The 24,392-nt window shown below is 67.7% G+C and carries 17 protein-coding genes; 9 read left to right on the top strand and 8 right to left on the bottom strand.

Going from position 1 to position 24,392, the window contains the following annotated elements; translation table 11 throughout:
- Window positions 1-10: 10 nt before the first annotated feature.
- The 5 genes from LK540_RS18785 to prpB form a co-directional block, all read right to left on the bottom strand.
- Window positions 11-2,881 carry an EAL domain-containing protein gene (locus LK540_RS18785; protein ID WP_229438835.1) on the bottom strand — a complete coding sequence of 957 codons (2,871 nt, stop codon included), beginning with the start codon at window positions 2,879-2,881 and terminating at the stop codon, window positions 11-13.
- Between the two features lie 176 nt (window positions 2,882-3,057).
- Complete coding sequence (gene prpF, locus LK540_RS18780; protein ID WP_229438834.1) at window positions 3,058-4,248, bottom strand: 2-methylaconitate cis-trans isomerase PrpF; 1,191 nt, start codon at window positions 4,246-4,248, stop codon at window positions 3,058-3,060.
- A gap of 247 nt (window positions 4,249-4,495) precedes the next feature.
- Window positions 4,496-7,096 carry a Fe/S-dependent 2-methylisocitrate dehydratase AcnD gene (acnD, locus tag LK540_RS18775; RefSeq protein WP_229438833.1) on the bottom strand — a complete coding sequence of 867 codons (2,601 nt, stop codon included), beginning with the start codon at window positions 7,094-7,096 and terminating at the stop codon, window positions 4,496-4,498.
- A gap of 27 nt (window positions 7,097-7,123) precedes the next feature.
- Window positions 7,124-8,278: a 2-methylcitrate synthase gene (gene prpC / locus LK540_RS18770; RefSeq protein ID WP_229438832.1), complete on the bottom strand. Its 1,155-nt coding sequence runs from the start codon at window positions 8,276-8,278 to the stop codon at window positions 7,124-7,126.
- A 24-nt stretch (window positions 8,279-8,302) separates the two neighbouring features.
- Window positions 8,303-9,187 (bottom strand): methylisocitrate lyase, encoded by an 885-nt coding sequence (prpB, locus tag LK540_RS18765; protein WP_229438831.1) that lies wholly within the window; start codon window positions 9,185-9,187, stop codon window positions 8,303-8,305.
- A gap of 201 nt (window positions 9,188-9,388) precedes the next feature.
- On the opposite strand from prpB, the gene prpR reads away from it, so the two are divergent.
- The 5 genes from prpR to LK540_RS18740 all read left to right on the top strand — a co-directional run bounded on the left by prpR (window position 9,389) and on the right by LK540_RS18740 (window position 16,326).
- Complete coding sequence (gene prpR, locus LK540_RS18760; protein WP_229438830.1) at window positions 9,389-11,011, top strand: propionate catabolism operon regulatory protein PrpR; 1,623 nt, start codon at window positions 9,389-9,391, stop codon at window positions 11,009-11,011.
- A 168-nt stretch (window positions 11,012-11,179) separates the two neighbouring features.
- Window positions 11,180-11,791 carry a CPBP family intramembrane glutamic endopeptidase gene (locus tag LK540_RS18755; protein WP_229438829.1) on the top strand — a complete coding sequence of 204 codons (612 nt, stop codon included), beginning with the start codon at window positions 11,180-11,182 and terminating at the stop codon, window positions 11,789-11,791.
- A gap of 22 nt (window positions 11,792-11,813) precedes the next feature.
- Window positions 11,814-12,782, top strand: coding sequence for an ADP-ribosylglycohydrolase family protein (locus LK540_RS18750; RefSeq protein ID WP_229438828.1), 969 nt, complete (start codon window positions 11,814-11,816; stop codon window positions 12,780-12,782).
- 19 nt (window positions 12,783-12,801) lie between these two features.
- Complete coding sequence (locus tag LK540_RS18745; RefSeq protein WP_229438827.1) at window positions 12,802-13,278, top strand: hypothetical protein; 477 nt, start codon at window positions 12,802-12,804, stop codon at window positions 13,276-13,278.
- A gap of 66 nt (window positions 13,279-13,344) precedes the next feature.
- Window positions 13,345-16,326, top strand: a complete 2,982-nt coding sequence (locus LK540_RS18740) for a sensor histidine kinase (protein ID WP_229438826.1) — start codon at window positions 13,345-13,347, stop codon at window positions 16,324-16,326.
- A gap of 42 nt (window positions 16,327-16,368) precedes the next feature.
- On the opposite strand, the gene LK540_RS18735 is transcribed toward LK540_RS18740, so the two are convergent.
- Window positions 16,369-16,830 carry a DUF2127 domain-containing protein gene (locus LK540_RS18735; protein WP_229438825.1) on the bottom strand — a complete coding sequence of 154 codons (462 nt, stop codon included), beginning with the start codon at window positions 16,828-16,830 and terminating at the stop codon, window positions 16,369-16,371.
- Window positions 16,831-17,029: 199 nt separating this feature from the next.
- Between LK540_RS18735 and LK540_RS18730 the strand changes: the two genes are divergently transcribed.
- Window positions 17,030-18,217, top strand: a complete 1,188-nt coding sequence (locus LK540_RS18730; protein WP_229438824.1) for an MFS transporter — start codon at window positions 17,030-17,032, stop codon at window positions 18,215-18,217.
- Between the two features lie 11 nt (window positions 18,218-18,228).
- Window positions 18,229-19,014, top strand: a complete 786-nt coding sequence (locus LK540_RS18725) for a helix-turn-helix domain-containing protein (protein ID WP_229438823.1) — start codon at window positions 18,229-18,231, stop codon at window positions 19,012-19,014.
- An 88-nt stretch (window positions 19,015-19,102) separates the two neighbouring features.
- On the opposite strand, the gene LK540_RS18720 is transcribed toward LK540_RS18725, so the two are convergent.
- Entirely contained in the window at window positions 19,103-19,789 is a 687-nt protein-coding gene (locus LK540_RS18720) for a hypothetical protein (RefSeq protein WP_229438822.1), read from the bottom strand.
- 366 nt (window positions 19,790-20,155) lie between these two features.
- Between LK540_RS18720 and LK540_RS18715 the strand changes: the two genes are divergently transcribed.
- Together LK540_RS18715 and LK540_RS18710 are read left to right on the top strand one after the other, a co-directional pair.
- Window positions 20,156-21,544 (top strand): cystathionine beta-synthase, encoded by a 1,389-nt coding sequence (locus LK540_RS18715; RefSeq protein WP_229438821.1) that lies wholly within the window; start codon window positions 20,156-20,158, stop codon window positions 21,542-21,544.
- Between the two features lie 2 nt (window positions 21,545-21,546).
- Window positions 21,547-22,740, top strand: coding sequence for a PLP-dependent aspartate aminotransferase family protein (locus tag LK540_RS18710; RefSeq protein WP_229438861.1), 1,194 nt, complete (start codon window positions 21,547-21,549; stop codon window positions 22,738-22,740).
- Window positions 22,741-22,770: 30 nt separating this feature from the next.
- On the opposite strand, the gene LK540_RS18705 is transcribed toward LK540_RS18710, so the two are convergent.
- Window positions 22,771-24,378 (bottom strand): methyl-accepting chemotaxis protein, encoded by a 1,608-nt coding sequence (locus tag LK540_RS18705; RefSeq protein WP_229438820.1) that lies wholly within the window; start codon window positions 24,376-24,378, stop codon window positions 22,771-22,773.
- Between the last annotated feature and the right edge of the window lie 14 nt (window positions 24,379-24,392).

The raw sequence follows: 24,392 nt of genomic DNA, 5'->3' as shown, positions 1-24,392 counted from the left end.
CCGGGCCACCCTAGCGTGCGTCGTCGGCCAGCAAAGCGCGCGTCGCCTCGCTATCGAGCGCCTTGGCAAACAGCCAGCCCTGCACGTACTGGCAGCCATACCCGCGCAGCAGCGCCAGTTGCTCTTCCGTCTCCACGCCCTCGGCTACTACCTGCAGCTGCAGGCTGTTCGCCAGCGCCATCACGGCCGCCACGATCGCGCGGTCCTCGCTGCTCGCTTCCAGCTCGCGGATGAAGGCGCGGTCGATCTTGATCTTGCGGACCGGGAAGCGCTTCAAGTAGGCCAGGCTCGAATAGCCGGTGCCGAAGTCGTCGATCGACAGGCGCATGCCCATGCGGTTGATCTGGCCCAGGATTTCCAGGGTCTGCTCGCTGTGCTGCATCAGCGCCGACTCGGTGATCTCGAATTCCACCAGGGTCGGGTCGATCCCGGTTTCCTCGACGATGCGGCGGATCGAGGCCACCAGCGCACGGTGCATGAACTGGCGCGCCGACAGGTTGATTGCCAGCGGCACCGCCGGCAAGCCCTGGCGCTGCCAGGCCATGCTCTGCTCGCAGGCGCGGCGGATCACCCATTCCCCTACCGGCACGATCATGCCGTTCTCTTCCAGGATAGGAATGAAGTCGTCCGGCAGCGCCAGGCCGATGCCCGGGCGACGCCAGCGCAGCAGCACTTCCAGCGCGTGCACGCGGCGCGTGGCCATGTCCATGATCGGCTGGTAGTAGGGTTCGAACTCGCCGTTGGCCAGCGCCGTGCGCAGGCTCGATTCAAGCTCGAAGTGGCGCGCCGCGGCCTGGTTGATGTGCTGCTCGAAGAACTGGTAGTTGTTGCGGCCGGCCGCCTTGGCGTGGTACATCGCGGCGTCGGCGTGGCGCATCAGGGTCTCGACATCCTTGCCGTCGTCCGGGTACAGGCAGATGCCGATCGAGGGCGAGATGTGCAGGCTGTGGCCATCCACCGGCACCGGGGCGGCCAGGGCCTCGATGATCTTGTCGCCGACCGCGTCGCACTCGCGCGCCGCATGCACGCCCGGCACCAGCACCACGAATTCGTCGCCGCCCAGGCGCGCCACGGTGTCGCTCGCGCGCACCGCGCGGCACAGGCGGTTCGCGACTTCCTTCAACAGGTAGTCGCCGGTCAGGTGGCCGAGCGAATCGTTGATGTTCTTGAAGCGGTCGAGGTCGATGAACATCACGGCCAGCTTGGTATGCGAGCGCCCCGCCGCCAGGATCGCCTGTTCCATGCGGTCGGCGAGCAGCGCGCGGTTCGGCAGGCCGGTCAGGCTGTCGTGGTAGGCCATGTGGTGCACGCGCGCCTCGGCCTGGCGCCGCTCGAGGATCTCGTCCTGCAGCAGGGCATTCGCGCCGGCCAGTTCGGCGGTGCGCTCGGCCACCCGCACTTCGAGCTCGTCGCGCGCGCGCCGCACTTCCTCGGCGGCTTCGCGCCGCGCCGTCACGTCGTCCACCATCCAGACGCTGCGTCCGCCGGGGTTTTCCAGGTCGAAGGGCCGGCCGGACAGCCGTGCCCAGAACACTTCGCCGTCGCGCCGCATCAGGCGGTGCTCGGACACGTGCACGCGCCCGGCCGCGAAGTCGCGCGCGGTCTCGGCGCGCGCCGCCTGCCAGCCGTCGCTATCGGGGTAGAGCGAGCGCACCGACACCCCGCTGATGCCGCCGGCGCCGCAGCCAAACAGCTCTTCCATCTTGCGGTTGCAATGCAGGGTGTGGCCGCTCTCGACCACGGCGATGCCCAGCACCGCGCTGTCGAGGATGGCCTGGTTTTCCAGCAGCGCGTCGCGCAGCGATTCTTCGCTGTGCTTGTGGCGGGTGCGGTCTTCGACGATCCAGGCATTGCCGTGCGACGGCTCGTCGGGATTGACCATGAAGCCGATCAGCTGCACCCACAGCGGCGTGCCGTCGGCGCGCACCATCGCGGTCTCGGTGGTGTAGGAGCGTCCCAGCGCGAACTGTTCAAAGGCCGCGACGCCGATGGCGTCGCAGGCCGCGTCGTCGGCATACAGGCCGCGCACGTTGGCCGGCAGCGCGCTCCCGGCCGGGTAGCCGAACATCTCGCAAAAGCCGCCGTTGCAGCGGCTGATGGCGCGCTCGCGGGTGAAGATGATCGCCAGCGCGGAGTTCGTGAGCAGCGCCTCGACTTCGAGCTGGGCGCGGCGCGCCTCGGTGACGTCCTCGACGATCCAGATGGTGCCGGCCTCGCGCCGGCCCGGTTCGACCAGGTGGGCGCGCACGCGGCACCAGAACAGCGAGCCGTCGCGGCGGCGGAACTGCTGCCCGGTCTTTTCAAAGACCTCTCCCTGGGCGATGGTGCCGAAGGCGCCGTCCATGAAGTGGACAAAGGCTTCCGGCGACTGGAACATGTCGACCGGGGCCACGCGCGCCAGCTCCTCGGGGCTGTAGCCGGCCATCGCGGCCAGGCGCGGATTACAGCTGCGCATGCGGCCGCCCTGGGTGAACAGGATGCCGATCGGCGCGTTCTCGATCAGCACGCGCTGCTCGAGCACCGTGGTACGCAGTGTCTCGCGGCCCTGCTCGTAGGCGCTGACATCGGCAAAGACGAAGCTGGCGCCGCCGCTCTCGCGCAGCGGCTGGGCCTGCACCTGCACCGGCACTTCGCCGCGGGGCGTGGCCAGCACGCCGTGCCAGTGGCACGGCAGGTGCAGCGCCTGCGCCAGCTGGCCCGCGGCCGTCTGGGCGGCGGCATCGTAGAACAGCCCGGGCAGCGTCCGGCCCAGCGGCGAATCGCCGAATAGCGCCGCCAGCGCATCGTTGGCGGCAATGATGACGCCCGCGCCGTCGCAGGCACAGGCAGGTGCGCCCAGCAGCCGCAAGGCATCGGCGACGAGGGCGGGTTGGCTCGGCATTCTGTCCATCTTCAGGTGCATCCCAGACTGCAGCCTCTGAATCCGGGCCGCTTTTCGTTGCCAGATGATAAACCACGTTCGAGAAAAACTACTAGCACAAAGGAAATATTAGAAGCAAAAACGGGCGGGTGGCGTCGTATTGACGCCACCCGCCCGCTTGCCGATGCCTTGCCTGTTCAGAAGGTGTCGCCCGGCACCCGCACCCAGCCTTCCATCAGCACGCGCGCGCTACGGCTCATCACCGCCTTGGTCACGCTCCATTCACCATTCGCCTCCACCGCCTCGGCGCCCACGCGCAGCGTGCCCGACGGGTGGCCGAAGCGCACCGCGCTCGGCTTGCCGCCGCCGGCGGCCAGGTTGACCAGCGTGCCCGGGACCGCCGCCGCGGTGCCAATGGCCACTGCCGCCGTGCCCATCATCGCGTGGTGGAGTTTGCCCATCGAGAGCGCGCGCACGACCAGGTCGATGTCGCCGGCCTTTACTTCCTTGCCGCTGGAGGCGGTGTAGTTGAGCGGCGGCGCGACAAAGGCGACCTTCGGCGTGTGCTGGCGGCCCACGGCTTCGTCGGCATGCTTGATCAGGCCCATGCGCACGGCGCCGCAGGCACGGATGGTTTCGAACAGCACCAGCGCCTTCGGGTCGCCGTTGATCGCGTCCTGCAGTTCGGCGCCCGTGTAGCCGATGTCGGCCGCGTTCAGGAAGATGGTCGGGATGCCGGCGTTGATCATCGTGACCTTCAGGGTGCCGACACCCGGGACTTCCAGGTCGTCGACCAGCTGGCCGGTCGGGAACATCGAGCCGCCGGCGCCTTCCTCGTCGGCGGCCGGGTCCATGAATTCGAGCTGGACTTCGGCGGCCGGGAAGGTCACGCCATCGAGTTCGAAGTCGCCGGTCTCCTGGACTTCGCCGTTCGTGATTGGCACGTGGGCGATGATGGTCTTGCCGATGTTGGCTTGCCAGATGCGGACCGTGGCCATGCCGTTCTCGGGCACGCGTTCTTTGTCGACCAGGCCGGCGCTAATGGCGAACGAGCCGACGGCCGAGGACAGGTTGCCGCAGTTGCCGGACCAGTCGACGAAGGCCTTGTCGATCGATACCTGACCGAAGAGGTAGTCAACGTCGTGGTCTTCGCGCGTGCTCTTGGCGACGATGACGGATTTGCTGGTGCTGGAGGTGGCGCCGCCCATGCCGTCGATCTGCTTGCCGTAGGGGTCGGGGCTGCCGATCACGCGCAGCAGGAGTTTGTCGCGGGCCGGGCCGGGAACGCGCGCCGCTTCCGGCAGGTCGTCGAGGCGGAAGAAGACGCCCTTGCTGGTGCCGCCGCGCATGTAGGTGGCGGGGATTTTGATTTGGGGTTGGTGTGCCATGTGTTCGTTGATCCAGTGTAGTGTGCGGGCGATGTTTCGCCGTACGTGTCCGGGTGTGGAGTGCGTACTGCGTGGGCAGTAGGGCTGGCTAAATGCCAGCACTACAAAGTGCCCACCTTACGGTCGAAGCAAACCAAGTTTTCAATCGCAGTCGAGACGCATCCCGTACGGTGGGCACTCCGTGCCCACGCGGTTACGTGCGTTACCTTGCACCCGCAACGGTGACGCATCGCCCGATAACGTCAACCTATGCCGCGACCTTCGACGACGCCAGGAAGTCCTGCGCAAACCGCTGCAGCACCCCACCCGCCTCGTAGATCGACACCTCTTCCGCCGTATCGAGACGACAGGTGACCGGCACCTCGACGCGCTCGCCGTTGCGGCGATTGACCACCAGCGTCAACTGCGCACGCGGCGTCCGCTCGCCGACCACGTCATAGGTCTCGGTCCCGTCCAGCCCCAGCGTCAAGCGGTTCACGCCCGGCAGGAACTCCAGCGGCAGCACGCCCATGCCTACCAGGTTGGTGCGGTGGATACGCTCGAAGCCCTCGGCCACGATCGCTTCCACGCCCGCCAGGCGCACGCCCTTGGCCGCCCAGTCGCGCGACGAGCCCTGGCCGTAGTCGGCGCCGGCCACCACGATCAGCGGCTGCTTGCGCTCCATGTAGGTCTCGATGGCTTCCCACATGCGCGTGACCTGCCCTTCCGGCTCGATGCGCGCCAGGGAACCGGCACGGACAGAACCGTCCGCATTGCGCACCATCTCGTTCTTCAAGGTCGGGTTCGCAAACGTCGCGCGCTGGGCCGTGAGGTGGTCGCCGCGGTGGGTGGCGTAGGAGTTGAAGTCCTCTTCCGGCAAGCCCATCTTGAACAGGTATTCGCCGGCCGCGCTGTCGCCCATGATCGCGTTCGACGGCGACAGGTGGTCGGTGGTGATGTTGTCGCCCAGGAGCGCCAGCGGACGCATGCCGGTGAGCGAACGAACACCGGCCAGCGCGCCTTCCCAGTACGGCGGACGGCGGATGTAGGTGCTCATCTCGCGCCAGTCGTACAGCGGCGACACGGCTTCGCCATCGTCGGCCACGCGTGCGAACATCGGCGTGTAGACCTTGCGGAACTGCTCGGGCTTCACGCTCTGTTCGATCGCGGCGTCGATTTCGGCGTCGCTCGGCCAGATGTCGGCCAGTTTCACCGGCTGGCCATTGCTGTCGATGCCCAGCACGTCCTTCTCGATATCGAAGCGGATCGTGCCGGCAATCGCGTAGGCGATCACCAGCGGAGGTGAGGCCAGGAAGGCCTGCTTCGCGTACGGGTGGATACGGCCGTCGAAATTGCGGTTGCCCGACAACACGGCGGTGGCGTACAGGTCGCGCTCGACGATCTCCTGCTGGATGACCGGATCAAGCGCGCCGCTCATGCCGTTACAGGTGGTGCAGGCAAAGGCCACCACGCCGAAGCCCAGCTTTTCCAGTTCGGGCATCAGGCCCGCTTCTTCGAGATACAACGAGACCGCTTTCGAGCCCGGCGCCAGCGAGGACTTGACCCAAGGCTTGCGCAGCAGGCCGCGCGCATTCGCGTTACGGGCCAAGAGACCAGCCGCAATCATGTTACGCGGATTGTTCGTGTTGGTGCAGCTGGTGATGGCCGCGATGATGACGGCGCCATCCGGCATACGGCCTGGTTCATTCTCGACCACGCCGGCGATGCCGCGCGCCGCCAGTTCCGAGGTCGGCACGCGCTTGTGCGGGTTCGACGGGCCGGCAATGTTGCGCACGACCATCGACAGATCGAAACGCAGCACGCGCTCGTATTCGGCGGTGACCAGCGCGTCGGCCCACAGGCCGGTTTCCTTCGCGTACAGCTCGACCAGCTTGACGGTCTCGTCTTCGCGGCCGGTGAGCTTCAGGTACTTGATGGTCTGCTCGTCGATGTAGAACATCGCGGCAGTCGCCCCGAATTCCGGCGCCATGTTCGAGATCGTCGCGCGGTCGCCCAGGGTCAGCTTGGCCGCGCCTTCGCCGTAGAACTCGAGGTAGGTGGACACCACTTTCAAGGCGCGCAGGAACTCGGTCAGCGCCAGCACCACGTCGGTAGCGGTGATGCCCGGCTGCGGCTTGCCCGTCAGCTCGACGCCGACGATGTCCGGCAGGCGCATGTAGGACGCGCGGCCCAGCATCACGCTCTCGGCTTCCAGGCCGCCCACGCCGATAGCGATCACGCCGAGCGCGTCGACCATCGGGGTGTGCGAGTCGGTGCCGACCAGCGTATCCGGGAAGGCCACGCCATCCTTGGTCTGGATGACCGGCGACATGCGCTCCAAATTAATCTGGTGCAGGATGCCGTTCCCCGGCGGGATCACGTCCACGTTCTGGAAGGCCTTCTTGGTCCAGTCGATGAAGTGGAAACGGTCTTCGTTGCGGCGATCCTCGATGGCGCGGTTCTTGGCGAATGCGTCGGGGTCGAAGCCGCCGCACTCCACCGCCAGCGAGTGGTCGACCACCAGCTGGGTCGGCACCACCGGGTTCACCAGGGCCGGGTTGCCGCCTTCGAGCGCGATGGCGTCGCGCAGGCCGGCCAGGTCGACCAGGGCGGTCTGGCCCAGGATGTCGTGGCAGACCACGCGCGCCGGGAACCAGGGGAAGTCGAGGTCGCGTTTGCGCTCGATGAGTTGTTTCAGCGATGGCACCAGCGACACGGGCTCGCAGCGGCGCACCAGGTTTTCGGCCAGCACACGCGAGGTGTAGGGCAGCTTGTCCCAGGCGCCGGCTTCGATCTCGTCGACGGCTGCGCGCGCATCGAAGTAATGCAGATTGGTGCCGTGCAGGGGTTTGCGGTATGCGTTGTTCATGGTGAAGCTCGGTATCCAGGCAATGCGTTATTTACGGTCGGCGATCGGTACGAATTGGAGGTCTTCCGGACCGACATAGTTCGCGCTCGGGCGGATGATCTTGTTGTCGATGCGCTGCTCGATGATGTGGGCAGCCCAGCCCGAGGTGCGCGAGATGACGAACAGCGGCGTGAACATCGCGGTCGGCACGCCCATCATGTGGTACGACACGGCCGAGAACCAGTCGAGGTTCGGGAACATCTTCTTCACTTCCCACATCACCGATTCCAGGCGCTCGGCGATGTCGAACATCTTCATCGAGCCGGCGGACTGCGACAGCGTGCGCGCGACTTCCTTGATGACCACGTTGCGCGGGTCGCTGATGGTGTACACCGGGTGGCCGAAGCCGATCACGACCTCTTTATTGGCCACGCGGTTGCGGATGTCGGCCTCGGCTTCGTCGGCGTTTTCGTAGCGCTTCTGGATGTCGAGCGCGACTTCGTTGGCGCCGCCGTGCTTCGGTCCGCGCAGCGCGCCGATGGCGCCGGTAATCGCCGAGTGCATGTCGGAACCGGTCCCGGCGATCACGCGTGCGGTAAAGGTCGAAGCGTTGAACTCGTGTTCGGCGTACAGGATGAGCGAGGTGTGCATTGCGCGCACCCATTCGTCCGACGGCTTATGACCGTGCAGCAGGTGCAGGAAGTGGCCGCCGATCGAGTCGTCGTCGGTTTCGGTTTCGATGCGCTTGCCGTTATGGCTGTAGTGGTACCAGTACAGCAGCATCGAGCCGAACGAGGCCATCAGGCGGTCGGCGATGTCGCGCGCGCCGGCGACGTTGTGGTCGTCCTTTTCCGGCAGCGCGCAGCCCAGCGCCGAGACGCCGGTGCGCATCACGTCCATCGGGTGGCTGCCGGCCGGCAGGGCTTCCAGCGCCAGCTTCACCGCTTGCGGCAGGCCGCGCAGCATTTTCAGCTTGGCCTTGTAGCCGCGCAGTTCGGCGCCGGTCGGCAGCTTGCCATGCACCAGCAGGTAGGCGATTTCTTCGAATTCGCAGGAGTTGGCCACGTCCAGGATGTCGTAGCCGCGGTAGTGCAAATCGTTGCCCGATTTGCCGACCGAGCACAGGGCGGTGTTACCGGCAGCGACGCCCGACAGGGCCACGGATTTCTTCGGCTTGAAGCTTGGGGTTTGTTGTTCGCTCATGGTGGTCTCCAATTCGGGTTTCGATTATTTTTTCTGTGCTGCGAACAGGGCGTCGAGCTTCTGTTCGAAGTCGTGATAGTTGATGCGCTCGTAGAGTTCGGCGCGGGTCTGCATGGTGTCGACCACAGCCTGCTGGCTGCCGTCGCGGCGAATCGCAGTGTAGACGTTTTCGGCGGCCTTGTTCATGGCGCGGAAAGCGGACAGCGGATACAGGACGATGCCGACGTCGGCGGTCTTCAGCTCGTCGACGGTGAACAGCGGGGTCGAGCCGAATTCGGTGATGTTGGCCAGGATCGGCACGCCGACGGCTTTCGCAAAACGCGAGTACATGGCCAGGTCGGTCATCGCTTCCGGGAAGATCATGTCGGCGCCGGCTTCGACACAGGCCACGGCGCGGTCGATGGCGGCGTCGATGCCTTCCACGGCCAGCGCATCGGTGCGCGCCATGATCACGAAGTTCTCGTCGGTACGGGCATCGACTGCCGCCTTGATGCGGTCGACCATCTCCTGCTTGGACACGATCTCCTTGCCCGGACGGTGACCGCAGCGCTTGGCGCCGACCTGGTCTTCGATGTGCATGGCGGCGGCGCCGAACTTGATCATCGATTTCACGGTGCGCGCCACGTTAAAGGCCGAGGAACCGAAGCCGGTATCGACGTCGACCAGCAGCGGCAGGTCGCAGACGTCGGTGATGCGGCGCACGTCGGTGAGCACATCGTCCAGGTTCGAGATGCCCAGGTCAGGCAGGCCGAGCGAACCGGCTGCGACGCCGCCACCCGACAGGTAGATGGCCTTGAAGCCGGCGCGCTTGGCCAGCAGGGCGTGGTTGGCGTTGATGGCGCCGACAACCTGCAGCGGCGATTCTTCCTGGACGACGCGACGGAACAGTGCGCCTGGCGATTGGATCATGGGGTCTCCTGGTGGTTCGATGAATGTATGCCTTGGCAATTGCAAAGAACGTGCCAGCGCGGCTGACACGGTTTGGGCTGTCGAAAAGCCTGATAGTTCAGGGGTTTAGCGTGGAGTAGCCTCCTGCATCAATATCCACCGTGTTTCAACGATGTTTCACCTTGAAACATCCGCGCAACATCGTTGCAGTAGAATTGCAACATGCGCCCTCTCTCTCCCCTGCCCCAGGAAGTCGACAAGCCGGTCATCTGGACCGTCTCGGTCTCGCGCCTGTCCGACCTGCTGCGCGACATCACGCTCGAGTACGACCACCTTGCCACCATCGAGCCGATCAACCTCGGTTTCGATGAAGCCGCGCGTCATATCCGCGAACGCATGGCGAGCGAGCGCTGCGACGTGGTGATTGCCGCCGGCTCGAACGGCGCCTACCTGAAGGGCCGCGTCTCGGCGCCGGTGGTCGTCGCCAAGGCCAGCGGCTTCGACGTGATGCAGGCGCTGGCCCGCGCGCGCAAGGTCTCCAACCGCATCGGCGTGATCAGCTATCAGCAGCCGCTGCCGGAACTGGCCGACTTCAGCGTCACCTTCGGCCTCACCATCGCCCAGCGCACGTATGTGACGCGCGAGGATGCGCGCGCCGCGATCAAGGAAATGAAGACGGCCGGGATCGAGGTCGTGGTCGGCGCCGGATTGATCACCGACCTGGCCGAGGAAGCGGGCCTGACCGGCGTCTTCCTGTATTCGGCGGCCTCGATCCGCCAGGCCTTCGACGATGCGCTGGAACTGGCCCGCCTTACCCAGCTGGAAGCGAACCGCATCCGCCGTGGGCCGGCCAACGAACCGCGGCGCGCACGGCGTGGCTTGAACGACCTGCGCGGCGAGTCCGAGGCGATGGAAAGGCTGCGCCAGTCGGTGGTGCTGTATGCGCGCTCGCCGGCCACCGTCCTGATCCAGGGCGAGACCGGCAGCGGCAAGGAACTCGTGGCCCAGGCCATCCACCGCGAAGGGCCGCGCAACCTGGGCGCGAACCGGCCCTTCGTGGCGGTGAATTGCGGCGCGATTGCCGAGTCGCTGCTGGAGTCGGAACTGTTCGGGCACGAGGAAGGCGCGTTCACCGGCGCGCGCCGTGGCGGGCATGCGGGGCTGTTCGAAGCGGCCAATCGCGGCACGCTGTTCCTCGACGAGATCGGCGAGATGCCGCTGGCCCTGCAAACGCGCCTGCTGCGCGTGCTGGAAGAGCGCGAAGTGATGCGTGTGGGCGGCACGCGGCCGGTGCCGATCGAGGTACGCGTGATCAGCGCCACCCACTGCGACCTGGAAGCGCGCGTGCGCGAGGGACGCTTCCGGGCCGATTTGTTCTATCGCCTGGCCGTGCTGCGCCTGGCGCTGCCACCGCTGCGGGCGCGGGTGCCGGACATCGCGCCACTGGCCGAGTGGTCGCTGAAGCAGTCGCTGGCGGCACTGGGTGCGCGGCCGCATCCGAACCTGCATGCGGAACTGACAGCCTGCGCGCCGCTGCTGGAACGCTACGGCTGGCCTGGGAATGTGCGCGAACTGCGCAACCTGATGGAACGCCTGGCGCTGTTCCTCGCGGCGGAGCCCTTGCAGGCGCTGACGCCGGGCTTTTTGCTGTCGGTGGCGCCGGAGCTGGTGTCGGGACTGGGGCCGGGCGCCGCCACCCCCGAGGTGCCTGCCGCCATGCCGGCCGCGCCTGCGCACAGTACGGCGGACATCGTGGCCCGTTTCGGCGGCTCGCGCGATGCGGCCGCGCGCCACCTCGGCATCAGCCGCACCACCTTGTGGCGGAGACTCAAAAACGGAACCTGAGGCGCGCGACAAGTTGCTTGCCTTTTGAGCAAGCATTCTCGTAGACTGAGCAGTCATCGCGCCGTCGTGCCTGGCAGTTGCCGGCGGCATCGCCTTCCCACCCTTTTCTTTTCGCGTGCCGACGTGGCTTTTGCTTCCGACAAACATCCCGCGTATGGCGAAGTGGCCATGCTGATCGCGATCAGCTTCGGCTGGTTCATGCTCGCTTCGGTGCTGGCCGTAGTCGATGGATTTCCCGTATCGGCCGCGCCGTTTTCGGATACCTCGCTGATCGGCCTGATCGTGACCGAGCTGGTGCTCGGCGCGCTGGCCCTGGGCTACCTGCGCTATCGCGGCTATGCGTTGCGGGAACTGCTGCCAAGGCCGGACTGGCGCGGCTGCCTGGAAGGCGCGCTCCTGTGTGGCGCGGGAATCGCAGCCTGTACCGTGGTCGACGCCCTGCTCCCGTCACGGTCCGGCGCCGTCGAACCGGTTGCCCAGATGCTGGCAAACGCCAGGCCGACCTTGATCGTCGTGCTCGCCGTCTCCGTACTAAACGGCCTGTACGAAGAAACCTTCTTGCTCGGCTACCTGGTCCGTGGCTTCGCCTCGTCCGGGGCCTCGTTTGCGGTAGGACTCAGCGTGCTGGTGCGCCTACTGTACCACCTGTACCAGGGACCGGCGGGCGCGGTGTCCGTCGTCGTTTTCGGGATCGTGCTGGGAGCCGCGTACTGGCGCACCCGCCGGCTCTGGCCCGCGGTGGTCGCGCACACCCTGGCCGATATCCTGGGCTTGTCCTGAGCCGCGATATCGAGCAGGATGCATGCACGAACCCATCCACCATCCGTATCGACCGGGAGCAGCAGTGACGACCATTCAAGACCGCTACCGTGGCGCCCTTCTCGGACTCGCCTGTGGCGACGCCATCGGCACCACGGTCGAATTCCAGCCGCGCGGCAGCTTCCCGCCATTGACCGACATGGTCGGCGGCGGTCCGTTCGACCTGCAGCCGGGCGAATGGACCGACGACACCTCGATGGCCCTGTGCCTTGCGCATAGTCTTCTGCATGTGCGGGGATTCGACCCGGTCGACCAGATGAACCGCTACTGCAACTGGTACAACTTGGGCTACATGAGCAGTACCGGCGAGTGCTTCGATATCGGTAACACGACGGCGCAGGCGCTGCGCCGCTATCTCGACGACCGCAACCCGTTTGCCGGATCGACGGATGCGGCTTCCGCCGGCAACGGCGCCTTGATGCGCCTGGCGCCGGTGCCGATGTATTACGCCGAGGATGACATGGCGGTATTCCGCCATGCCGGCGAAAGCACGCGCACGACGCACGGCGCGCAGGAGGCGATCGAATGCTCGCGCCTCTTCGGCCTGCAACTGCGCGCGGCCTTGAAAGGCGGCTCGAAGGAAGCCATCCTCTCCGTCGGCTATCCCGAACCCTTGAGCGCCAGGGTGGCGGCGATCGCCAGCCGCGATTTTCTCGATAAGCCGGTCGGGCAGATCAAGGGCAGCGGCTATTGCGTGCAGTCGCTCGAGGCCGCGCTCTGGTGCTTCTGGCATACGGCCTCGTTCAAGGATGCCGTACTGCGGGCGGCCAACCTGGGCGACGATGCCGATACGACGGCCGCCATCTGCGGGCAACTGGCGGGCGCCTACTACGGCGTGGGAGACATTCCCCGCGCGTGGATCGAGAAGCTGGCGATGCGCGACGATATCCTGGCGCTCGCGGACCGGTTGTTTGCCGAACGCCCCAGGCTCTCGCCCGACGCCGGACAGTAAGGCCGCACGAAGAACGCACATGCATATCGAACGCATCGACTTCGACGACGTCTTCGACGTCCAGCCGGGACCAGGCGACTTCAGTTTCAGGAGCCGAGGACAAACACACTACGCCGTCAATCTCTGGCGCGGCCTGATACCGCAGGCCGGATCGTCTTACCTGGTCGCCTTTGCGCAAGCCGGCGACTGGTCCACGGTCCTCGGCTGGCTCGACCTGCAAACCGGCACGCGCCGGCTCAAGGACAACACCTGGCTTGCCGTGCTGTCCGACATGAGCGCCATCCCCTGGCTGGCGCCCTTTCTGCTGGGCGGTGCGCTCCTGTTCATCGGCCCGGGCGCCGCGCTTGCCGTGTTGCTGGCGCTGTGCGGCGTGGCCGGTGTGCACGTGTACCGGATCGTCCGCCGCAGGCAGCGCGTGTTGCGCGCGCTGTCGATGGCATACCTGGATGCCGGCGCGCGCCGGCCCGGCGTTGCCGGCAGCGCCGCGGCCCCATGAAATCCGGTTGACGTACCCGGCGCGGCGCTACACTAGCGTTTCGCCTACCCTGCCGAGTTTCCCACCGTGTCGAGATCGCTTGCCCTGCTTTGCCGCTCCGGAGTCGTCGGTTTCCTGTGCCTGCTGGCCTGGGCCGGGCCGGCCACCGCCCTGCCCGCCGACGTCGGCATCGCCAACACCTCGCACACGCGCTGGACCGCACTCGAAGGCGGGCCGCCGCCGGTCACCGCCATGGCCCAGACGCCCGATGGCTGGCTCTGGCTCGGCACCTCCGACGGCCTGTACCGCTTCGATGGCGACCGCTTCGCGCGCTTTGCGCTGCCGGCGCGCGGCCTGCTGAACCGCCAGCGCATTGCCGGGCTCCACGCCGAGCCGAATGGCAAGCTCTGGATCCTCTACGTGGCCGGCCGGCTGTCGGTGTTGCATCCGGACGGGCGGCTCGACGACATACCGGATGCGCCGGTACCGCTCGGCGGCATCAATGCCGTTGCCGTCGACCGCGACGGCAGCGTCTGGGCGGCGACGCCGAGCGGCATGCACCGCTTCGACGGCAAGGCCTGGCATACGGCCGCCATCGACGGCAAGTTCGCTGCCGACGGCCTGGGCAGCCTGGCACTAGACCAGTACGGCCAGTTGTGGGCCGCCGACGATGCGCACGCCTGGCGCCTGGACCGGAGCAGCGGCCGCTTCGAGCAGGCCACCGCTCCGGGCGGCAAGCTGACCATGTCGCCGGACGGGCGCCTGTGGCTGCTGCGGCGCGGCCAGTTGCGGCTCCTGCCATCAGGCAGGGATGGCGCCGTGCGCCCGCGCCCGGCCTGGTTCAACCAGTCCGAATCGCGCGTCGGCGGCCAGTTCGACGCCGACGGCACCTTGTGGACGCTGGACGGCACAGGCGGCGTGCAACTGCGCTACGGCGCCACGGCGCTGCCGGGCGGGCTCGATATGGCCCGGGATGCCGACGACCACATCGCGGCAACGTCCCTGTCGGGCGACGATCCGCACACCCTGCTCGAAGACCGCGAGGGCAACGTCTGGGTCGCCACCCAGCAGGGCCTGGACCGCTTCCGCGCGCAACGCGTGCTGCGCTCTCCCCTGCCCGGCGCCGGCTTGCATTACAGCCTGGCCCGCGATTGCGAGGGCGTGGTCTGGGCCGCCGACGCCCGCAGCGGCGCCTTGTGGCGCCTGGCGCCGGACGCCGCGCCGCGCATCGAACCCGGGCAGGATGTGACCGTGGTCGGCAACGACCATCGCGGCGCGCTGCTGCTGGGCGGGAGCCGCTCGATCGAAGTACGCGCTTGCGGCTCGGTCGAGCACATCGCGCTGCCGCCGGGGCGCGACGGCAAGCCTGTCGATCTGCGTTTGCTGGGCATGCGCGACGACGGCAAGGTGCTGTGGATCGCCGCGGCCGAGACGGGCCTGATGGGCCTGGTCGACGGCAAGTGGCAGCCGCGCAGCCACTTCAAGCTGCCGCCGAAGATTTTCGTGTCGGCCACCGGCGGGCCGGGCCAGCTCTGGCTCGGCCTGGGCGACGGCGAGCTGGTGTTGTACGACAATGGGCGCCAGCAGGTCTTCGACGCCTCGGCCATCGGCCTGGCCTCGGCGATCTTCACGCAGGACGGCGTCGCCATCAGCGGCGAGCGCGGCCTGGGCGTGCTGAAGGAGGGCCGCATCCATCTCCTGCGCGCGGCCGAACCCGACGTGCTGCGCAATCTCACCGGCATGCACGTTACCGCCACGGGCGACCGCTGGCTGAACGGCGCGCGCGGCGTGCTCTACGTGCGGCGCGCCGACTGGCAGCGCAGCGTGGCCGATCCGAGTCAAGCGCTGCGTTATGAACTCATCGGCGCGCTCGAGGGCTATCCCGGCCAGGCCGTTACCGAAACCCGCTTGCCGACCGCCGTTGCCGATGGCGCCGGCCGTATCTGGCTGGCCGCGTCGGGCGGCGTGGTCAGCATCGACACCCGGTCCTGGCGCCGCAACCCGCATGCGCCGAGCGTCGCGGTGCTCGGCGTGCAGTCGGGCGGACTGGCGCTGGCCGGGGCGGGACCGGTCGACCTGGCGCCGGGCGCCGGCGAATTCAGCATCGGCTTCACCGCGCCCGGCATCGGCCGCCCGGAAGCGATGCGCTTCCAGTACCGGCTCGACGGCGTCGACCGCGACTGGCAGAACGCGGGCAACCGGCGCGCCGCCTTCTATACCAACATCGGCCCGGGCGATTACCGCTTCCACGTGCGCGCGACGAACGAGGACGGCATCCCGAGCGCGCAGGCCGCCACCGTCGATGTGCGGGTGGCGCCGACCCTGCTGGAGAGCCGCCCGTTCCAGGCACTGTGCCTGTTGATCCTGGCGGCGCTGGCCTATTTGCTGCACCGCTACCGGGTCCGTTACCTGACGCGGCGCGTGGCCGAGCGCATCGAGGTGCGCAATGCCGAGCGCGAGCGCATTGCGCGCACCCTCCACGACACCTTCCTGCAGACCGTGCAGGGACTGGTGCTGCGGCTCGACACCGTGGTCGGCGCCCTGCCGGCCGGAGGCGACATCCGCCGCAAGCTCGAACAGGTGCTGGGCGAGGCGCGCCATGCCATCGCCGAGGGCCGCGACCAGTTGCAGGGACTGCGCGGCGACGCCGCCGCCTTCGAGGATGCGCTCGCCGCCACCGTGCGTTCGCTGCAGGAGACCAGTCCCGGCACGGCCGTCTCCATCGGGCTCGACGACGCGGCGGTCAAGGCCGGCTCGGCCATCGGCGAAGACATCGTCGAGATCGCGCGCGAAGCCCTGCGCAACGCTTTCCTGCATGCCGGCGCGCGGCGGATCGAGGTGCGGCTGTCGTGCGAACACGCACAGTTGCTGCTGGAGGTGAACGACGACGGCAAGGGCATCGACGACGCCGTACTGAAGGCTGGCGGCCGCAAGGGACATTGGGGCCTGCCCGGGATGCAGGAACGCGCGGCGCGCGTGGGCGGCCGGCTGATGGTAGCGCGCCGTGCCGGCGGCGGCACGGCGGTGCGCCTGGCATGGCCGATCGAAGGAAAGGCGGCTGTATCCTGAGGCAGCCGTGCGGCGTTCATGTGACGCCCTGACGCTGCGTCGCTATGCGCCCCGGGCCGCCCGCCGTTGCCGCAAACTATAGATCATGAAGCCGACCACGCCCAGGTTGACGGCGAGCAGCGCGGCGCTGAGCAGGCTGGGCTGGTGAACCAGTTCCCGGCATTCGAAAGGCAGGTAGACGGCGCCGCTTGCCGCGGCAAAGGCTTCGCCCCAGGCGCGTTCGAACCAGAGGCCATAGGCCTCGACCATGCGCACGGCGGAATAGGCGAGCGCGGCTGCGGCGAGCTGCATCAGGTGTGCATCGTCGAGCTTGCCTGCGAATTCAAGGAAGACGCGCGGGGTGTGGGCGGCGGGGTTCAGGTGCGCATGCGTGACCAGGGCCTCGGCAAGCTGCTGGACATTGCGGTGCACCAGCGCGAATAGGCCGAAACCCGTCAACAGCACGACCAGCCCTTTTGCAGCCTCGATGGCGGCCACGGTGCGGATACCTTGCGACAGACGCATGCTTCTTCCCTCTCCCGGCAGTTGGCCTGTCTCGAATTCTGCCAGAAGCGCTTGCGCAGTCGCGGACAGGAGAGTCCGGCATGCCAGCGCGGGCACCCATGGCAGCCCTGCGATATTTCCTGTCTTTATTTCGATAACACACATGCGTGCTTTCCTGCGAACATGGCGACTGTCGATCTACGTCATCAGGAAAGTACAGATGGAAAACGTTTCAACCAGCACTGCGGCCATCGGCAAGCGCCACCATGAGCACCTGGGGCCGGCCAAGCTGTCCACCCGCCTGGCCTTCTTCATCGCCGGTTTCGGGCTGGCCTGCTGGGCGCCGCTGGTTCCGTATGCCAAGGCGAGGCTGGGCCTGGGCGAAGCCGAACTCGGCAGCATCCTGCTCTTCCTCGGGATCGGCAGCGTGGTCGGCATGCCGGCGGCGGGCCACCTGGCGGGCCGGCTCGGCAACCGCGCCGTGGTGACGGCCGGCGCGATCGGCGTCATCCTGTGCCTGCCCCTGCTCGCCCTCGCCCCGAATGGCCTGGTGCTGGGCGCCAGCCTGTTCGTGTTCGGCGCCGCGCTGGGCGGCATCGATGTTGCCGCTAACATGCATGGCACCGAGGTGCAGGTGCGGGCGCGCCAGCCGCTGATGTCGGGCTTCCATGGCTTGTACAGCATCGGCGGCCTGGTGGGCGTGGGCGCCGTCACGCTGGCCCTGTCGCTCGGCCTCGACCTGGCGTGGACGGCCGGGGCCGCCAGCGCCATCGTGCTGCTCTGCCTGCTGGCCTCGCTGGCCGGCTTCCTGCCCACGCCGAAGGCCGCGCAAGCGCATTCGCCCTTCATGATGCCGCACGGGATCGTGGTGCTGATCGGGGCCATGGCCGGACTCACCTTCCTGTCCGAAAGCGCGGTGCTCGACTGGGGCGCCATTCTGCTGTCGGAATCGAAGGGCATGGCGATCGACCGCGCCGGCGCCGGCTATGCGGCGTTTGCGCTTGCCATGACCATCACCCGCTTCGTCGGCGACGGCATCGTGGCCAGGCTCGGCAACCTGAAGGCGCTGGCCGGGGGTGCGCTGCTCACCGCCGCCGGCATCGCCCTGGCGGCCTGGGCCGACGACAGCTGGGTGTCGATCGCCGGCTTCGCGCTCACCGGCTTCGGCGCGGCGAACATCGTGCCGGTGCTGTTCACGCTCGCCGGCACACAGCAAGCCATGCCGGTCGGGTATGCGATCTCGGCGGTGAGCCTGCTCGGCTACCTCGGCGTCTTCGTCGGGCCGGCGCTGGTCGGACACATCGCCGCGCTCCTGACCCTGCCGCTCTCGTTCGGCCTGCTGGCGGTGCTGATGCTGGCCGTTGCCTGCCTGAGCGCGCAGGTGGTCAAGGCGGCGCGTGCCGGCTGAGGCCCGATGCCATGTCGGAATCCCACCAAACCGATGAACGCATCGACCGCTCGCCGGCCTGGATCGTCGGCCTGAGCGAGCAATGGGCGTCGACCGCGGTGCTCGAGCCCCATTCCCACGCGCGGCACCAGATCATCTTTGCCAGGAAGGGCGTGATCCACGTTACCACCGCCCAGGGCAGCTGGATCCTGCCGCCGACACGGGCGCTGTGGATTCGCAGCGGTACGGCGCATGCCTTCCAGGCCGCGCGGCCGGTCGAGGTCGTTATCTTGTACGTGGCGCCCCAGGCGCCGGGCATTCCGGACTGGGAGGGCTGCGCCGTGCTGAACGTGTCGCCGCTGGTGCGGGAACTGATTTGCGCCTGCGCGGCGCAAAGTTGTGACGCACAGCCGGATTCGCCGGCAGGCCGGCTGGCGCAGGTGCTGCTGGACCGGCTGGCCACCCTGCCCCAGGCGCCGCTGGCCCTGCCCGAGCCGCTCGACCCGCGCGCGCTGCGCGTGGCGGCCATGGTGCGGCAAGACCTGGCCGACCGCCGCACCGTTGCCGAGCTTGCGAGCGCGGCGGGTGCCAGCGCGCGCACGGTCGAGCGCCTGTTTGCCACCGAAACCGGGATGTCCTTCGGCAGCTGGCGCATCCGCCACCGCATGCTGGCGGCGCTGGAGCGCCTGGCCTACGGCGACAGCGTCGGCGACGTGGCCTTCGCCGTGGGCTACGAGTCGGCGTCGAGCTTTGTCGCCGCGTTTCGCCAGGCGTTCGGTACGACGCCGGCGCGTTATTTCGATTTTCCGCCGGATTAGCCGTTCAAGGCGCGGCGGTCAGTACGTGCAACTCAGTGCGTGCAAGTCAGTGCACGCAACTGAGTGCATGCAATTTAGCGCAGGGAATTCAGCGCATGCACGTCACGTAGGCCTTGACGTCGCTGCCGCCGGCCGTGGGTGCGCTGCTCCCCAGGTTCAGCGTCACGTGCGTGCCGGCGCCGGCGCCGGCATCCGCCGTCCAGGCGTCGCCCGTTGTCCAGCCCTGCCCCGTCAATTGCCCGGATTCGATCAGCGCGGCCAGGTCGGCTTGCGTCGGCAGCTTCCAGCCGGTCTTGCCCTGGATTGTCGTGTTCTTGCAAAAGGCGTCGGCCTTGGCCCAGTCCAGCACGAAGGAGGCCGGCATCCAGACGATCTCGCCGCGCGTGACGAAGCCGGCGGTGGTGGCCGGCGCCACGCACTGCCCGTTCTGGCGCACCGACGGCGCTTCGCAGACGCGTTCCGTCACGGTGAGCACGGTGCTGGTGGAGGTCGGGTTGTAGCTGCCGACCTCGGGCTGCGACGCGGTGATGGTGGTGGTGCCGGCAAGGTGCACGGTCACGGTCCTGCCGGCAATGCTGGCCACTTGCGGATTGCTGCTGGTGAAAGTGAATGCCCCGGGGCTCTTCGAGCTGGGGGGCGTCAGGTCGAAAGGCGGATCGCCTTCCACTTTGTTCGGCACGGTGAAATCGCCCAGCTCGACGCCGTGGCCACCGCAGGCGGACAGCACGAGCAGCGCGGCGGCTGCGGTCAGGGAAAGGAGGCGCTTGAAGCTCATGGTGTCCGATTATCCAGGCGAGAAAGATGGAGCAGTATAGCACCCGGCGGCAACAGTAATTGACAAAATCATATGCCGATCGGGTAGCGCGATTGAGCGTTCACATGGCGTCCGGCCGCAACCGTGCTCCAAAAGCTGAGCGCATGAATCGCATACCGATATGCGATTATCTTATTAAACAAACATGACTATACATGTTAAGGTGACGCCCTTCGATGTCTCGCGGCGCCATTCGTACACCGTTCGCGCCAGTTCAAACCCGCGCGCACGGATCGCCGTAAGATGTCTTGTTCTTCACGACCGGCGCCCATCTGCGCCCTCTTTCCTGCGTTCACGGCGTCCACAAGGCGCTCCTTCGGAGGCAACATGCAACGCGATCTGGAACATCCCACGCAAGCAGCGATTTTCTCGCTGATCGGCAACACCCCGCTGGTGCAAGTCACACGCATGGACACTGGCCCCTGCCAGCTGTTCCTGAAACTGGAATCGCAAAACCCCGGCGGCTCGATCAAGGACCGCATCGGCGTGGCCATGATCGAAGCGGCCGAGCTCGACGGCCGCCTGCAGCCCGGCGGCACCGTGGTCGAGGCCACCGCCGGGAATACCGGCCTGGGCCTGGCCCTGGTGGCACGCATCAAGGGCTACCGCGTGGTGCTGGTGGTGCCCGACAAGATGGCCGCCGAAAAGGTGCTGCACCTTAAAGCCCTGGGTGCCGAAATCCACCTGACCCGCTCGGACGTCGGCAAGGGCCACCCCGAGTACTACCAGGACGTGGCGGCGCGCCTGGCGCAATCCATTCCCGGCGCCTGGTTCGCCGACCAGTTCAACAACCTCGCCAACCCACGCGCCCACGAAACCACCACCGGCCCGGAAATCTGGCAGCAGACCGACCACCATCTCGACGCCATCGTGGTTGGCGTCGGATCGTCCGGCACACTCACCGGCCTGTCCAACTTCTTCAAAACCGCCCAGCCGAACCTGGAATTCGTGCTGGCCGACCCGCAAGGCTCGATCCTCACCGAATACGTGCAGACCGGCCACTTGTCGAAGGACGCCGGCTCCTGGGCGGTCGAAGGCATCGGCGAAGATTTCATTCCCGGCATCGCCGACCTGTCGCGGGTGAAGAGCGCCTACTCGATCAGCGACGAGGAAAGCTTCAATACCGCACGCACCCTGCTGCAGCGCGAAGGCATCCTGGCCGGGTCGTCGACCGGCACCCTGCTCGCCGCCGCCCTGCGCTACTGCCGCGAGCAGACCACGCCGAAACGCGTCGTCACCTTCGTGTGCGACACCGGCACCCGCTACCTGACCAAGGTCTACAGCGACGGCTGGATGGTCGACCAGGGCCTGCTGCAGCGGCCCAAGCTGGGCGACCTGCGCGATTTGATCGGGCGCCGCTTCGACGCCGGCGAAGTCGTCACCGTGGCGCCGACCGACACCCTGCTCACCGCCTTCAACCGCATGCGCAGCAGCGATTTGGCCCAGCTGCCGGTGATCGAGAACGGCCGCCTGGCCGGCATCATCGACGAATCCGATTTGCTGCTGCACGTGATCGACGAGCCGGGGCACTTCAAGTCGCCGGTCGCGCAGACCATGACGGCGCATCTGCAAACCCTGAAACCGTCGAGCAGCATGGCCCAGTTGCGCAGCATCCTCGACCGCGGCCTGACCGCGGTGATCGCGGACGGCGACCAGTTCTATGGCCTGATCACCCGCTTCGACCTTCTCAACCACCTGCGCAGGACCTTATCGTGAGCTTGACTGTGACCGACACCACCGACACCGACAACAAACAGCACCTCGCCACCCGCGTCATCCACGGCGGCCAGGCGCCCGAGCCGGGCACCGGCGCCGTCATGCCGCCGATCTTCGCCACCTCGACGTTCGTGCAGGAGAGCCCGGGCGTGCACAAGGGCCTGGACTACGGCCGCTCGCATAATCCCACGCGCTGGGCGCTGGAGCGCTGCGTGGCCGACATCGAAAGCGGCAGCGCCGCCTTTGCCTTCGCCTCGGGCCTGGCGGCGATTTCCGCTGTGCTGGAACTGCTGCCGGCCGGCTCGCACATCGTGGCCGGCGACGACATGTACGGCGGCACCTACCGCCTGTTCGAGCGCGTGCGCCGTAAAAGCGCGGGCCATACCTTCAGCTACGTGAACCTGGCCGACCCGCAGGCGCTGGCCGCCGCGCTCACGCCCGAGACGAAAATGGTCTGGGTCGAAACGCCGACCAACCCGATGCTGAAGCTGGCCGATCTGCGGGCGATCGCCACCCTGTGCCGCGAGCGCGGCATCGTCAGCGTGTGCGACAACACCTTCGCCAGCCCGATCAACCAGCGCCCACTGGAACTGGGCATCGACATCGTGGTGCACTCGACCACCAAGTACATGAACGGGCACTCGGACGTGATCGGCGGCGTGGCGGTGGTCGGCCAGGCCGGGCACCATGCCGAGCTGCGCGAAGGGTTGGGCTTCATCCAGAATGCGGTGGGCGCGATCCAGGGGCCGTTCGACAGCTTCCTGGTGCTACGCGGGATCAAGACCCTGGCCCTGCGCGTGGAGCGCAGCAGCGCCAACGCCCTGAACCTGGCGCAGTGGCTGGAGCGCGAATCGAAGGTGCGCAAGGTGCATTACCCGGGGCTGGAATCGCACCCCCAGCATGCGCTGGCGCGGCGCCAGATGGATGCTTTCGGCGGCATCATCTCGATCGAACTCGATACCGACCTGGCCGGTTCGCGCCGCTTCCTCGAAACCTGCAAGGTGTTCACGCTGGCCGAGAGCCTGGGCGGCGTCGAGAGCCTGATCGAGCATCCGGCGCTGATGACGCATGCGACCATCCCGCCGGCGCAGCGCGCGGAACTGGGGATCGGCGACAGCCTGATCCGCCTGTCGGTGGGCATCGAGCACCTGGAAGACCAGCGCGCGGATCTGCAGCGCGCGCTCGACGCGGTTTAAGCGCACGGCGGGCTGCAGTCCGCTACCCCCTCAGGCAGCCAATGCCAGCCGCTGCGGTGCTTCCAGCACTGCAGCGGCTTCTTCCATTTCGGCGCCGCGCAGTTTGAAGGTGCCGACCAGGCGGGCCAGTTCCGCCGCCTGCTCGCGCATCGATTCCGCGGCGGCCGCCGCTTCCTCGACCATTGCCGCATTCTGCCGGGTCGAGACATCCATCTCCGCGATCGCGCGTCCGACCTGGGCCACGCCGCCGGCCTGGCTGGCGCTGGCGCTGTCGATGGCGGCCAGGATCGCCGCCACCTCGCGCACGTGGGCGAGCACGGCGCGCATGGTGGCGCCGGCCGCGCTGGCGATGCCGGTGCCGGATGCGATCTCGGCGTTCGATGCGCCGATCAGGGTCTTGATCTCTTTCGCCGCCTGGGCCGAGCGCTGGGCCAGGTGGCGCACTTCGGATGCGACCACCGCAAAGCCGCGCCCCTGCTCGCCGGCGCGCGCCGCTTCGACCGCCGCGTTCAGGGCCAGGATATTCGTCTGGAAGGCGATGCTGTCGATCATTCCCGTGATGTCGACGATGCGCGCGGCCGAGGTCTTGATCGCCTCCATGCGCGCCACCAGCTGCTCGACGGCCTGCGCGCCTTCGCCGGCCACGTTCGACGCAGTCTGGGCCAGGGCATTCGCTTGCTGGGCGCTGGCGTTGTTGTCGGCGATGGCGCCAGTCAGCGCATCCATCGCGCCGACGGTCCGGCGCAGGGAGGCGGCCTGGCGTTCCGTGCGCTGCGACAGGTCGAGGTTGCCGTCGGCGATCTCGTTGGATGCGCAATCGATGGCGTGGGCGCCGCGCAGCACCTGGGCCACGGTCTGCGAGACGCCGCCGGTCATGCCGTTCAGGGCGTCGAACAGGCGGCCGATCTCGTCGCTGCGGGTGTGGTCGATAGTCGGGCGCAGATCGCCGCGCGCCACCTGTTCGGCCAGGCTGACCGCCTGCTGCAGCGGGCCGACGATGTTGCGCGTCAGGACCCAGGCCAGCAGCGCGCCGATGGCCAGCGCCGCGGCGCCGAGCGCCAGCAGCAGGGCTTTGCTGAAGGCGGTGCTGGCGGCCGATGCGTCGGCCAGGCGGTGCGCTTCGTTCGCCTCGTGGGCCAGCAGGGCGTCGAGGGCGGCGGTCTGGGCCTTGAAGGCCGGCTCCCAGCGCGACCCGATGATCTCTTCGACCACGTTGGTCTGGCCCAGGTCCTTGGCGCGGAACAGGTCGGCCTGGGCGCTGGCCAGCGTCTTGTCGTGTTGGGCGGCGGCGGCTTTCAGGGCGCGCTCGCGGTCGCTGGCGGGCAGCTTGCCCAGCTTGGCCGTGACGGCGGCGCGCAGCTTGCGGCCCTCGGCCAGTTGGGCCTGGAAGTAGTCGGCCAGTTCCAGGCTGTCGCTGCGCGCGATCGCCACCGTGCGCGAGCCGTTCAGGCGTTCCAGGCCGAGCAGGTCGGAGACCAGCTGCTGCTTGGCGAGCTTGTCGTCGACCAGGTCGGCGGTGAGGGCGTCGGCGGCCTGCATGCGCCACAGCGCCACCAGGGCAATCACGACGATGAGCAGGGAAACGATGGCGAAGGAAGCGAGGAGCTTGGTGCCGGTGTGGAGTCGTGCAAGTCGCATCACGGTGGGGTGAA

Source organism: Massilia sp. IC2-278, from assembly GCF_020708045.1.
Taxonomy (GTDB): domain Bacteria; phylum Pseudomonadota; class Gammaproteobacteria; order Burkholderiales; family Burkholderiaceae_D; genus Telluria.
Note: the sequence above shows the minus strand (reverse complement) of the source record. Positions and strands in the feature narration are given on the sequence as shown.

Coding starts and splice junctions, on each gene's coding strand:
- LK540_RS18785 (WP_229438835.1), bottom strand. CDS start 2,881: ATGCCGAGCCAACCCGCCCTCGTCGCCGATGCCTTGCGGCTGCTGGGC.
- prpF (WP_229438834.1), bottom strand. CDS start 4,248: ATGGCACACCAACCCCAAATCAAAATCCCCGCCACCTACATGCGCGGC.
- acnD (WP_229438833.1), bottom strand. CDS start 7,096: ATGAACAACGCATACCGCAAACCCCTGCACGGCACCAATCTGCATTAC.
- prpC (WP_229438832.1), bottom strand. CDS start 8,278: ATGAGCGAACAACAAACCCCAAGCTTCAAGCCGAAGAAATCCGTGGCC.
- prpB (WP_229438831.1), bottom strand. CDS start 9,187: ATGATCCAATCGCCAGGCGCACTGTTCCGTCGCGTCGTCCAGGAAGAA.
- prpR (WP_229438830.1), top strand. CDS start 9,389: ATGCGCCCTCTCTCTCCCCTGCCCCAGGAAGTCGACAAGCCGGTCATC.
- LK540_RS18755 (WP_229438829.1), top strand. CDS start 11,180: ATGCTGATCGCGATCAGCTTCGGCTGGTTCATGCTCGCTTCGGTGCTG.
- LK540_RS18750 (WP_229438828.1), top strand. CDS start 11,814: ATGCACGAACCCATCCACCATCCGTATCGACCGGGAGCAGCAGTGACG.
- LK540_RS18745 (WP_229438827.1), top strand. CDS start 12,802: ATGCATATCGAACGCATCGACTTCGACGACGTCTTCGACGTCCAGCCG.
- LK540_RS18735 (WP_229438825.1), bottom strand. CDS start 16,830: ATGCGTCTGTCGCAAGGTATCCGCACCGTGGCCGCCATCGAGGCTGCA.
- LK540_RS18730 (WP_229438824.1), top strand. CDS start 17,030: ATGGAAAACGTTTCAACCAGCACTGCGGCCATCGGCAAGCGCCACCAT.
- LK540_RS18725 (WP_229438823.1), top strand. CDS start 18,229: ATGTCGGAATCCCACCAAACCGATGAACGCATCGACCGCTCGCCGGCC.
- LK540_RS18720 (WP_229438822.1), bottom strand. CDS start 19,789: ATGAGCTTCAAGCGCCTCCTTTCCCTGACCGCAGCCGCCGCGCTGCTC.
- LK540_RS18715 (WP_229438821.1), top strand. CDS start 20,156: ATGCAACGCGATCTGGAACATCCCACGCAAGCAGCGATTTTCTCGCTG.
- LK540_RS18705 (WP_229438820.1), bottom strand. CDS start 24,378: ATGCGACTTGCACGACTCCACACCGGCACCAAGCTCCTCGCTTCCTTC.